The 11,076-nt window shown below is 65.9% G+C and carries 11 protein-coding genes; 9 read left to right on the plus strand and 2 right to left on the minus strand.

Annotation, left to right across the window (positions count from 1 at the left end; translation table 11 throughout):
* Positions 1-85: 85 nt before the first annotated feature.
* Together Q1X76_RS09210 and tgt are read right to left on the minus strand one after the other, a co-directional pair.
* Entirely contained in the window at positions 86-595 is a 510-nt protein-coding gene (locus Q1X76_RS09210; RefSeq protein WP_300719447.1) for a GNAT family N-acetyltransferase, read from the minus strand.
* 506 nt (positions 596-1,101) lie between these two features.
* On the minus strand, positions 1,102-2,238 hold the full coding sequence (gene tgt / locus Q1X76_RS09215; protein WP_300719448.1) for a tRNA guanosine(34) transglycosylase Tgt: 1,137 nt from the start codon (positions 2,236-2,238) through the stop codon (positions 1,102-1,104).
* A gap of 270 nt (positions 2,239-2,508) precedes the next feature.
* Here tgt and alr point away from each other — a divergent pair, with 270 nt between their 5' ends.
* The 9 genes from alr (at position 2,509) to hemL (ending at position 10,684) form a co-directional block, all read left to right on the plus strand.
* Entirely contained in the window at positions 2,509-3,639 is a 1,131-nt protein-coding gene (alr, locus tag Q1X76_RS09220) for an alanine racemase (protein ID WP_300719450.1), read from the plus strand.
* A gap of 465 nt (positions 3,640-4,104) precedes the next feature.
* The gene (gene rpsF, locus Q1X76_RS09225; protein ID WP_300719452.1) at positions 4,105-4,407 is read left to right on the plus strand and encodes a 30S ribosomal protein S6; all 303 of its coding nucleotides are present in this window, start codon (positions 4,105-4,107) and stop codon (positions 4,405-4,407) included.
* Complete coding sequence (rpsR, locus tag Q1X76_RS09230; protein WP_006008972.1) at positions 4,407-4,670, plus strand: 30S ribosomal protein S18; 264 nt, start codon at positions 4,407-4,409, stop codon at positions 4,668-4,670. The genes rpsF and rpsR overlap by 1 nt, the downstream gene beginning before the upstream one ends.
* A gap of 10 nt (positions 4,671-4,680) precedes the next feature.
* Positions 4,681-5,190: a 50S ribosomal protein L9 gene (gene rplI, locus Q1X76_RS09235; RefSeq protein WP_300719454.1), complete on the plus strand. Its 510-nt coding sequence runs from the start codon at positions 4,681-4,683 to the stop codon at positions 5,188-5,190.
* Positions 5,191-5,764: 574 nt separating this feature from the next.
* On the plus strand, positions 5,765-7,228 hold the full coding sequence (gene dnaB / locus Q1X76_RS09240; RefSeq protein WP_300719456.1) for a replicative DNA helicase: 1,464 nt from the start codon (positions 5,765-5,767) through the stop codon (positions 7,226-7,228).
* A 568-nt stretch (positions 7,229-7,796) separates the two neighbouring features.
* Positions 7,797-8,063 (plus strand): RNA-binding protein, encoded by a 267-nt coding sequence (locus tag Q1X76_RS09245; RefSeq protein ID WP_006008963.1) that lies wholly within the window; start codon positions 7,797-7,799, stop codon positions 8,061-8,063.
* Positions 8,064-8,279: 216 nt separating this feature from the next.
* Entirely contained in the window at positions 8,280-8,834 is a 555-nt protein-coding gene (locus Q1X76_RS09250) for a hypothetical protein (RefSeq protein WP_300719458.1), read from the plus strand.
* Between the two features lie 88 nt (positions 8,835-8,922).
* Positions 8,923-9,399, plus strand: coding sequence for a siroheme decarboxylase subunit beta (ahbB, locus tag Q1X76_RS09255; RefSeq protein WP_300719460.1), 477 nt, complete (start codon positions 8,923-8,925; stop codon positions 9,397-9,399).
* 13 nt (positions 9,400-9,412) lie between these two features.
* Positions 9,413-10,684 (plus strand): glutamate-1-semialdehyde 2,1-aminomutase, encoded by a 1,272-nt coding sequence (hemL, locus tag Q1X76_RS09260; protein WP_300719462.1) that lies wholly within the window; start codon positions 9,413-9,415, stop codon positions 10,682-10,684.
* Positions 10,685-11,076 lie beyond the last annotated feature (392 nt).

The raw sequence follows: 11,076 nt of genomic DNA on the forward strand, positions 1-11,076 counted from the left end.
GTAAGAAACGTTATGGCAAGCGCCACGAAGATAGCAAATACGATCCAGATCACCCAATCTGGTCCATGGGATACATCTGCCAGACTCATTTTATCTCCTCCTGTAGTTCTTTCAAATAAAACCGGTCCATGGTACTGTGAATCGCCGTCTCCGGCCTTTCCAGACATTGAAACCCAAACTTCTCATACAGACAAAGAGCCGTCTGAAGGTTGATATGGGTTTCCAGATATACCCGCTCATATCCTGCACTCCGGGCATATTCCAGCGCCGTCTCCATCAGCTTACTCCCGTATCCTTTGCCTTTCCAGGCGTCCGTCAGATACAGCTTCTGCAGTTCCGCGCATTTCTCAAAACCGTCAAATTCCGCGATACCGACGCCCCCGGCGACCTGCCCCTTATCGTCCTCCAGGATAAAGTAGGCTCTCTGCCCCGGAGAGAGCTGATAGTACTGGCTCAGGTGATCCAGCTCCGGATCAAAATATGCCGTCCCCGGGATATCCAGATGAAACCGCTCAAGATTGGCCCGAACGATCGCCGCTATAAATGGATCGTCAGAGGGTCTGATCCTGCGGATGATCATTTGCTCCTGATTCATAGTTTCACACCTCCCGCCAGATTTCATCCTCGTCATTTCAATATACTCACTATACTCTATTTTTTATCCAGAATCCACACAGGAATAGAAAAATTCAGGTTTATCGCGCGGTTTGTCGAGAGGCGGGGTCCGGCGATTGCTCCGAGGCTGACGCTTAACCTCCGCAATCATCCGGCCCCCGCCTTATCGCCAACTGTCCCGACAAAGGCCTGATAAGTGTTAGTCGGCCTGCGGCCGGAAAGAAGACGGGAAGGCCTCCGCGTCCCCTACGCCAGCGGACAGGGGACAGGCCTCTGACGGCCAGTCCCTGACGTTCCCGCCGCACGCAGCTGCCAGCGTGCGGTCCCTGCCGGAATGCGCGGCCATAAGACCGCCGCCCACCGGCGCGCGGGCGGCCGCCGCCCGCGATGGTCCGGGGCAGACGGACACGGGCCTGCGACGGGGCACTGGCGGCCACCGTGCCGCCGGACGTCATCAGGAGCCGCGGCGGACCTGCCGCCGTCAGCCTACAGGCCCCGGCCCTGGGCGGCCTCGTCGGGGTAGAGGCTCTCCATATGGGCCAGGAAGGCGTCGTAACGGTCTTCCAGGATGGCCTGACGCGCCCGTCTGACCAAATCGAGGAAATAGGTCAGGTTGTGCAAGGAGTTGAGCCGGAAGGCCAGCAGCTCCTTGCTGACGTAGAGGTGGCGCAGATAGGCGCGGGAGAAGGTCCGGCAGGTGTAGCAGCTGCAGGCCGGGTCCAGGGGGCTGTCGTCCTCGGCGTATTCCCTGCGCTTGATGTTGACCTTGCCCAGCGAGGTGTAGAGCGTGCCGTTGCGCGCATTGCGGGTGGGCAGCACGCAGTCGAACATGTCGATGCCCGCATGGATGCCGTGGGCGATGTCCAGGGGCGTGCCCACGCCCATGAGGTAGCGGGGCTTGTCCCTGGGCAGCTGGGGGGCCACTTCGTACATGAAGTCGTAGAGCATGTGCTTGCTCTCGCCCACGGAAAGGCCGCCGATGGCGAAGCCGTCGAAGTCATGACAGCAGAGCTCCTCGATGGAGCGCTTGCGCAGGTCCTTGAAAAAGCCGCCCTGGGTGATGGCAAAGAGCAGGTTCTGCCCGCTGCCCTGCGGATAGGCCGCCCGGGCGCGCAGGGCCCAGCGCGTGGTCAGGGCCAGGGACTTTTCCGTGTAGGCATAGTCCGCGCCGTAGGGCACGCACTCGTCCAGCACCATCATGATGTCGGAATTGAGGTTGCGCTGGATGCCCACCACGTTCTCGGGCGTGAACAGATGTTTGGAGCCGTCCAGATGGGAACGGAACTCCACGCCCTCCTCACGGATCTTGCGCAGGGAACTGAGGCTGAAGACCTGGAAACCGCCGCTGTCGGTGAGGATGGCCCCTGGCCAAGAGGCGAAGCCGTGCAGGCCGCCGTGCCGGGCCACCAGCCCGTCCCCGGGACGCAGATAGAGGTGATAGGTATTGCCCAGGATGATGGGAGCGCCGATGGCGGCCAGATCGTCGGGCGCCACGGCCTTGACCGAACCCACGGTGCCCACGGGCATGAAGATGGGGGTGGGGATGACGCCGTGGGCCGTGCGCACCTGCCCGGCGCGGGCCGCCTTGTCGCTGTGTTCGAGGGTATAGACGGATTGTGTCATGGCGGCAGACTAGCCGGATGGGGCCGGAAAGACAAGCCGTCCCGCCGCGGGCACGCCCGGACCGGCGGCCAGACGCGGCCCGTCTCCCGGCAGGGGCCGCAGGACCGGCAGGACGCGGGAGCTCCCCTGCCCTGTCCGCTGCCGCGCATCCCCGCGCAGCGCGCCGTCCGTCCCCTTCCATGAGGATGGCCGGCACCCTGCGCGCCCCGGCTTGTGCCTGCCGGACAATATTGCTATCGTGCCTGCCTGTTTTCCATCCGAGGAGCCGTCATGAGCTGTACCTTCACCCCTTCCCGCTGTCATATCCATCTGGGCGCCCTCGTGCGCAACTTCAGCCGCATGGGCCGCCCCGACAGACTCATGCCCGTCATCAAGTCCGATGCCTACGGCCACGGCATGACCGAAGTGGCCCACGCCCTGGACGCCGCAGGCGCGCGCCATTTCGCCGTGGGCACCGTGGCGGAGGGCGTCTGCCTGCGCCAGGACGGTCTGGCCCAGACCATCCTGCCCCTGCTGGGCTGCCAGAGCGACGACGACTGGCAGCAGGCCGGCGCCTGCGGCCTGACGCCCCTCATCACCGGCTTCGACGCCCTGGAAAAGGCCGCCGCCCTGAGCACGGCCGCGGACCCCTGGCATGTGGCCCTCAAGCTGGATACCGGCATGAGCCGTCTGGGCTTCGGGGCGCAAGACATCCCGGCCCTGCTGGAGCGCCTGCGGGCCTGCCCCGGCCTCAAGCCCTCCCTGGCGGTCTCGCATTTCCCCTGCGCCGACATGCCGGAAAAGGAAGGCTTCACCCGCCGCCAGCTGGAAAAATTCACGGCCATGACCGACAGCCTGCGGGCGGCCTTCCCGGAACTCAAGCGTTCCCTGGCCAATTCGGCCGGGACCATGGGCTGGCCCGAAAGCCGCTTCGAACTCTGCCGCCCCGGCTTTTCCCTCTACGGCGGCAACCCCTTCCTGGGCACGGCCTGGGAAGCGCGCGGCGCGGGCCTGGAACCCGTCATGGCCGTGAGCGCCCCCCTGCTGCAGGTGCGCCGCCTGCACGCCGGAGACGGCATCTCCTACGGCCAGCTCTTCGTGGCCCCGCACGACATGACCGTGGCCGTGGTGGGCGCTGGCTACGCCACGGGCTATCCGCGCGGCGCTTCCGGCCGCATCCCGGTGCTGGTCAACGGCCGCCGTGCACCCCAGCTGGGCCGCATCTGCATGGGCATGTGCATGATCGACGTCAGCCACCTGCCCCCGGTACGGCCCGGCGATACGGCCTGGCTGCTGGGCGGTCCCGCGGCCGCGGGCGAACGCCCCGTCGGCATCGACGAACTGGCCGTGGCCTGCGGCGGCTTCGCCTACGAGCTGCTCTGCCTGCTGGGCCAGGGCAGCCCGCGCGTCTATCACAAATAGGCCCGCACGAACTGCGGCACGAGGCGGCGTGCGGTCGTCCTGTCCATGCCGCCGCGAGGACCTGCGATGCAGGGCGCTCCGGGCGGTCCTGCCCTTCCCCGCCCTCCGCGAGCGGAGGCGCAGCCTGCGCCCGCGGCGCGCCTTCCTTGATGTACGGCCCTTGCGTGCCTGCGCCGCACATCCGGCCCCTGCGCGTCCAGGCCCTCTCCGGTACCGCGCCGGAGCCCGTTTTTTGCCGCGCCGCGCTCTCCGGCCCCGGTCCGGCAACCATGGACATACACGGCCCGGAGCACGGCAGCGGCGCCCGCCTCCTGTCCGCCGCAGGCGCGACGCGCGCCGCCCGCCCGAAAACTTTTTGCGCTTTTCGCAGCGCAAAACTTGACAGACGCGCCGCTTGCGGCTATAGAGCGTCTTCCCTTGCTCGTACCAGAGGGGTACGGGCTGTCAGTCCAAAAGGAGATACCCATGCGGAAATTTGAAACCCTGCTCCTCCTTTCGCCGGAGCTTTCCGCCGAAACCCGTGAGGGCATCCTGACCGCCCTGACCGGCGTGGTGGAACGCGAAAACGGCGTCATGGAAGAAGTGGATCACTGGGGCATGCGCGATCTGGCCTACCCCGTGCGCAAACAGATGCGCGGTTACTATGTGCGCCTGGTGTACCAGGGCCCCGCCGAACTGGTGGCCGAACTGGAACGCAACGTGCGCATCACGGACGGCATCTTCAAGTTCGTGACCGTCAAACTGGCTGAAGAAGTGGAGGTCGCGTAATGGCTTTCAAGAAGAAGTTTGCCCCCCGTCGCAAGTTCTGCCGCTTCTGCGCGGACAAGGATCTGCCCCTGAACTACAAGCGCCCCGACATCCTGCGCGACTTCATCACCGAACGCGGCAAGATCATCGCCCGCCGCATCACCGGTACCTGCGCGCACCATCAGCGCCTGCTGACCCGCGAGATCAAGCGTGCCCGCCAGATGGCCCTGCTCATCTACACCGCCACGCATGATTCCACCGTCAAGAAAAAGAGCATGATCTAAGGAGGCGCACATGAAACTGATACTTCGCGCCGACGTGGAAAATCTCGGCAATCTTGGCGATGTCGTTACCGTGAAGCCCGGCTACGGCCGCAACTTCCTGCTGCCCCAGGGCCTGGCCATGGTGGCTTCCGAAGCCAACATGAAGGCCTTTGAACTGGAACGCAAGAAGCTGCAGGAACGCATGGACGCCCTGCGCGCCGACGCCCAGAGCCTGTGCGCCAAGCTGGAAGCCCTGGAAGTGGTCATCCCCATGCATGTGGGCGACAACGACAAGCTCTACGGCTCCGTGACCAGCAGCATCATCGGTGACGCCCTGGCCGCCCTGGGTGTGGAAGTGGACCGCCGCCGCATCCTCATGGACGCCCCCATCCGTACCCTGGGCGAACATCCCGTGCGCGTGCGCCTGCACGCCAGCATCGTGGCCACCGTGCCGGTGAAGGTCGTTTCCGACCATCCCGTGGTGGAAGAAGAAGCCCAGCCCGAAGCCGAAGCTGAAGCCCCCGCCGCCGAAGCCGAATAAGGCCCGGCCGCCGGACTTCCGGCCCAATGCTGACCGAAGCCCCGCTCTGTGAGCGGGGCTTTTTTCGTCCCGCTCCGCGACGGGCCGCCTCGCGCCGGGGAGCGGCGGCCGTGCATGCCCTGTCCCGTGCGGTTCCTCCCCTTCCGCCGCGCCGGGCTTTCCTTCTCCTGCGGCACCTCCCGGGACAGCCCCTCCCCGGACTTCCGGGCCGTCGCATGGAGCCTGACGGCATGGGCCCTGGCCGCAGCCGTCTTCCCGGCCGGCGCGCTGCCGCCCACCGCCGGCCTCCTGCCTCGCGCCGGCACGGCAGGCAAAATCCCGTCTTTTCCCCTCGCACGCTGCCGCCCCTTTCCCGGCATAGCATTGCCCGGCATAACAGCGCTCTTTTCCCTCGCACGCGGCCCGCACCTTCCCCGTGCATGCATCCGCCTCCGCAGGAGCGCCGTTCGCCCGCAGCGGGCACGAACAGTCCTGATGCGCGCGGCCGCCCTCCCTCCCCGACATTGACAGGCCCCGGTGCAGGCTTTATGCCCTTTCTGGCACATCCCTCACATCCCGAACCCGCGAGATCGCCATGGCCAGCACCGAACCCCTGGGCTCCGGCCCCGCTCCGTCCTCCCGCCAGCCCGCCGCCCGCCGCAATGACGGCAACGACCGCGCCCGCACCGCGGAAAACGACCTGCTGCGGCGCGTGCCGCCCCACAGCCCCGAGGCCGAACAGGCCGTGCTGGGCGGCATCCTCATGCGGCCCCAGCTGATGCACGTCATCGTGGACCTGATCACGGACACGGATTTCTACCTGCCCGCCCATGCCACCATCTTCCGGGCCTTCCTGGACCTCTACCGCAAGAGCGCGCCCATCGACCTCATCTCCACCGCCGAGCAGCTCAAGAGCAGCAATGCCCTGGAGGACGCCGGCGGGGCCGTCTATCTGGCGGACCTGGCCCAGGCCGTGGTCTCCGGTGCCAATGCCGAATATTACGCCACCATCGTGCGCGACAAGGCCCTGCAGCGCGGCCTCATCGACGCCTGCTCCGGCATCATCAGCAACTGTTACGACGCCTCGCGCGAGGTGGGCAGCCTGCTGGACGAATCCGAACAGGCCGTGTTCGCCATCTCGCAGCGCACCACGGGGCGCGACTTCACCGGCGCGCGCGAGCTGGTGGACAACGTGTTCGAAAAGCTGTCCAAGCTGGCCGACTCCCGCGACGTCATCACCGGCGTCACCACGGGCTACACCCGCCTGGACAAGCTCACCGCCGGGCTCCAGGCCTCGGACCTGATCATCGTGGCGGCCCGGCCCAGCATGGGCAAGACGGCCTTCTCGCTCTGCATGGGCCTCAATGCCGCCATCCGCCAGGGCGTGCCCGTGGCCGTCTTCTCGCTGGAAATGAGCAAGGAACAGCTCATGCAGCGCATGCTGGCCGTGTGGGGCAAGGTGGACATGTCCAAACTGCGCCGCCCGGCCCTGCTCAACGACGCGGACTGGAGCAACCTCTACGCCGCGGCCGACGTCATCTCGCGCGCGCCCATCTACATCGACGACACCCCGGCCCTGACCACCCTGGAACTACGCGCCCGCGCCCGCCGCCTCAAGGCCGAGAAGGGCCTGGGCCTGGTCATCGTGGACTACCTGCAGCTCATGCGCACCAGCCGCCGCACGGACTCGCGCGAGCTGGAGATCTCCGATATCTCCCGCTCCCTCAAGGGACTGGCCAAGGAAATGGATGTGCCCGTGGTGGCCCTTTCGCAGCTCAACCGCAAGGTGGAGGAACGCGGCGACAAGCGGCCCATGCTCTCGGACCTGCGCGAATCGGGCGCCATCGAACAGGACGCCGACGTCATCATGTTCGTCTACCGCGACGACGTGTACAAGTTCAGCAAACCCGCCGAACGCCCGGCCCAGGGCATCGCCGAGATCATCATCGGCAAGCAGCGCAACGGCCCCGTGGGCGTGGCCGAGCTGCTCTACATCTCGCCCTATACGGCCTTCGAGGACCTGGCCCCGGACTGGGCCCCCTCGGAGAACGCCCAGTAACGCGGACGGACAGCACGGCGGGGCCGTACGCGCCACGGCAGGCCCGGGCCTTCTCCCCGTCTGCCAAGCGTGACCGGCCGCCAGGCGGATGCGGGAGGCTGTCCCCCGTCCGCTGCCCGGCCGCGTCGTGGTGTTCTGCCCCACGTCATGGCAGCCGCCTGACGCTCTCCCCGCCCTGTGTGCGGGCGGCATCCCGTTTTCAGTCATCGGCCGCGATGAAGGTGCCCTTCCCTGCCTGTGCGTGGGCGGCATCCCGCGCGGGCAAAGATTGTGCGCTCAATCAGGATTTTCCAGCCATCCCGGCAGGTTCGCGGCCGGAAAAACATATTGTGAAAAAAAACGCTAACCGCAGCGCAGGGCGCACTTCTTTGTCTGCAAAATCAGCCTCTTCGCCTGTGCCGGACAGACGCGAAAACCCGAAAATATCAAGGGATAACGGCCTTTTTCCGACAATCCACGTTGACAAGACCCGCAAAGCATGTTTGAGTTTTCTCAAGTGCCGCAGGTCTTCAAGCTGTTTTGGGGTCCGCACGCGGTGTGTCTGTCACTTTCGAGAGGGTGTTTTTTCATGTCCAAGTCCATCTATGTTGGGAACCTTCCCTGGGCCGCTACGGAAGAACAGGTGCAGGATCTTTTTGCCGAATACGGCAAAGTTCTGTCGGTGAAACTGGTCAGCGACAGGGAAACCGGCCGCGCCCGTGGCTTCGGCTTCGTGGAAATGGAAGACGGTGAAGCTCAGGCTGCCATCGAAGCTCTGGATAACTACAGCTTTGGTGGTCGCACCCTTCGCGTCAACGAAGCCAAACCCCGCGCCCCGCGTCCCCCCCGTTACTAGGGGATTCCCGCGGACATAAGAAACGCCCCGGGTGCATCGCTTCCGGGGCTTTTTTTGTCGTTTCAGGACCCAGGGCAGCCCGCGCGCAGCGGCCTGCCGACGCTGGGCCCCGGGCAGGGCCGCAGAGCGCCGCCTTGCCGAGCGCGACAAATTCTGCCATGATGTGACGGACGTGCCGGAAGTACCGCACGAAGCAATCTTAATGAGGAGGCTTGCATGCTCAATCCCAAACAGTGTGTTCTCTACAGCGGCGGCGCTGCCGGGACGGAACAGTTTTTCGGCGCTCTGGCCGAAGGCTGGGGCATCGAAGAAGTCAACTACAGCTTTGAAGGACATCAGATCGAGCGCAAGCGCGGTGTACGGGTACTTACCTCCGAAGAGCTGGCGCTCAAGGACGTGAGCCTGACCTACGTTTCCAAGCTCATGAGCCGCGAATATACCCGCGCCCCCATCTTCCGCAAAGTGCTGCAGTCCATCTGCTGGCAGGTCAGCAGCGGCAACCAGGTCATCGTCATCGGTGCCATCCAGCCCGACAACACCGTCAAGGGCGGCACCGGCTGGGGCGCCGAATTCGCCAAGATCTGCAACAAGCCCCTGCTGGTCTTCGACCAGCCCAAGAACGGCTGGTTCACCTGGAACAAGGAAGTCTGGGCCCCGGTGGACAAGCCCGTCATCGAATACGCCCACTTCGCCGCCACGGGCACCCGCTTCCTGGAAGACAACGGCCGCGACGCCATCCAGGACCTCTTCGCCCGCTCCTTCAACCGCTAAGCCGCGAGCAGCCCCGGCTGCCGGGCCTTTTTCGGGCGCATCCGCCGCGCTTTCACAGGCGCGGCGTTTTGCGTCCTGCGAGGATCACATGGCCCAGCAATTCACTGAGACCGAACGTGCCGTCCTGCGTATCGTGCAGGCCGATCTGCCCGACTCCCTGACCCCGTACGCCGATATCGCCCGCAGCGTGGGCTGCACGGAGGACGAGGTCATCGCCCTGCTTGCCCGCCTCAAGCAAAGCGGCGCCATCCGCCGCTTCGGGGCCAGCATCAAACACCAGAAGACCGGCTGGAACCACAATGCCATGGTGGGCTGGATCGTGGCCCCCGGGCAGGTGGAAGAATGCGGCACCCTGGCCGCGCGCCACAGCCACATCTCCCATGTCTACTACCGCCCCAGCGCCGCCCCGGACTGGCCTTACGAGCTCTATACCATGGTGCACGGCCGCAGCGAGCAGGAATGCCGGGACGTGGTGCAGGAACTGATGGACACCACCCCCCTGCGTGAATATGCCATCCTCAAGAGCCTGAAAGAACTCAAAAAAATCTCCATGACCTATTTTTAGGAGCCTGACGCCAATGGACGACACCTCCCGCGCGCTTTTTGAAAAAGCCTGCCGGCTCATCCCCGGCGGGGTCAACAGCCCCGTGCGCGCCTGCCACAATGTGGACAGCCTGCCCCTCTTCATCGCCCAAGCCCACGGCAGCCGCATCACCGACGTGGACGGCCGCGAATACATCGACTTCATCCTCTCCTGGGGGCCCATGATCCTGGGCCACGACCACCCGGCCGTCACCGCCGCCGTACGCGAGGCCGCCGGTCGCGGCACCAGCTACGGCGCGCCCTGCCCCGACGAAGTGGCCCTGGCCGAGGAAGTGGTGGACGCCATGCCCGGTCTGGAAATGGTGCGCATGGTCAACTCCGGCACCGAAGCCACCATGAGCGCCCTGCGCCTGGCCCGCGGCGTCACCGGCCGCGACAAGATGCTCAAGTTCGTGGGCTGCTACCACGGCCATGCCGATCCCTTCCTGGCCGCCGCCGGCTCCGGCGTGGCCACCTTCTCCATCCCCGGCACGCCCGGCGTGCCCGCCGCCGTGGTGGCCGACACCCTGCTGGCCCCCTACAACGACCTCGACGCCGTGCGCGAGATCTTCAGCCGCCAGGGCGAACAGATCGCCGCCGTCATCGTGGAACCCGTGGCCGCCAACATGGGCCTGGTGCCGCCCAAACCCGGCTTCCTCGAAGGCCTGCGCGAACTCACCCGCCAGTACGGCGCCCTGCTCATCTTCGACGAAGTCATCACCGGCTTCCGCGCGGCCTTCGGCGGCGCGCAGGCCCGCTTCGGCATCGACCCCGACCTGACCACCTTCGGCAAGATCATCGGTGGCGGCCTGCCCGTGGGCGCCTTCGGCGGCAAGCGCCAGTATATGGAAAACGTGGCCCCCCGCGGCGCCGTCTACCAGGCCGGGACCCTGTCCGGCAACCCGCTGGCCATGGCCGCCGGTCTGGCCACCCTGCGCCAGCTGCGCCAGATGGACTACGACGCCCTGGAAGCCCGCGTGGCCGCCTTCGCCGGCGAGCTGCGCGCCATCCTCAGCGCCAAGGGCGTACCCATCCAGATGCCCACCATCGCCTCCATGTTCTGCCCCTATTTCAGCGAACAGGAAGTGACGGACTTCGCCAGCGCCAAACAGTGCGACCAGCAGCTGTTCACCACCTTCTACAAGCAGATGCGCCAGCAGGGCATCTTCCTGGCGCCCTCGGGCTTCGAGACCGGCATGGTCTCCTTCGCCCACAGCGACGACGACTTCAGCAAGACCCTGGACGCCGCCCGTAAGGTCAGCTTCTAGGCTGTCGAAGAACGGGAGACAAGCGAGGGGGAGAGGGAAACTTTTTCGGGGAAAAGGTTCTCCCTCTCCCCCTCGCGCTCCCCCTCTCCTTTCCAAAACCTTTTCTTCAGGTCCCTGACGATCCTGCCGCCGCACAGGCCCTCCCTCCGCCGCCAGTCCCCCGGCAGAACCGCCCCTCGTGCCGGGAACGCAGGCTACACGCCGGCCCCCTGCGCTGCCGCCGGTACGCCGTCCTGGCGCACCATCTGCCCGCCGGCTGCGGCTCCTGCAGCACACGCATATCCTGCGTCTTTCCCGGTCAGGGGAGATGTCGGGGCTTGCATGCGCAGACGGGGACGTGCCATACCGACCTGAATAAACGTTTTCGGGGGTGGTGGGGGAGCGCGAGGGGG

Origin of the sequence: uncultured Desulfovibrio sp., from assembly GCF_949282365.1 — a bacterium.
Classification (GTDB): domain Bacteria; phylum Desulfobacterota; class Desulfovibrionia; order Desulfovibrionales; family Desulfovibrionaceae; genus Desulfovibrio.

What these genes read in the sequence shown, in the direction of transcription:
- Q1X76_RS09210 (WP_300719447.1), bottom strand. Translation starts at nt 595, where the DNA reads ATGAATCAGGAGCAAATGATCATCCGCAGGATCAGACCCTCTGACGAT.
- tgt (WP_300719448.1), bottom strand. Translation starts at nt 2,238, where the DNA reads ATGACACAATCCGTCTATACCCTCGAACACAGCGACAAGGCGGCCCGC.
- alr (WP_300719450.1), top strand. Translation starts at nt 2,509, where the DNA reads ATGAGCTGTACCTTCACCCCTTCCCGCTGTCATATCCATCTGGGCGCC.
- rpsF (WP_300719452.1), top strand. Translation starts at nt 4,105, where the DNA reads ATGCGGAAATTTGAAACCCTGCTCCTCCTTTCGCCGGAGCTTTCCGCC.
- rpsR (WP_006008972.1), top strand. Translation starts at nt 4,407, where the DNA reads ATGGCTTTCAAGAAGAAGTTTGCCCCCCGTCGCAAGTTCTGCCGCTTC.
- rplI (WP_300719454.1), top strand. Translation starts at nt 4,681, where the DNA reads ATGAAACTGATACTTCGCGCCGACGTGGAAAATCTCGGCAATCTTGGC.
- dnaB (WP_300719456.1), top strand. Translation starts at nt 5,765, where the DNA reads ATGGCCAGCACCGAACCCCTGGGCTCCGGCCCCGCTCCGTCCTCCCGC.
- Q1X76_RS09245 (WP_006008963.1), top strand. Translation starts at nt 7,797, where the DNA reads ATGTCCAAGTCCATCTATGTTGGGAACCTTCCCTGGGCCGCTACGGAA.
- Q1X76_RS09250 (WP_300719458.1), top strand. Translation starts at nt 8,280, where the DNA reads ATGCTCAATCCCAAACAGTGTGTTCTCTACAGCGGCGGCGCTGCCGGG.
- ahbB (WP_300719460.1), top strand. Translation starts at nt 8,923, where the DNA reads ATGGCCCAGCAATTCACTGAGACCGAACGTGCCGTCCTGCGTATCGTG.
- hemL (WP_300719462.1), top strand. Translation starts at nt 9,413, where the DNA reads ATGGACGACACCTCCCGCGCGCTTTTTGAAAAAGCCTGCCGGCTCATC.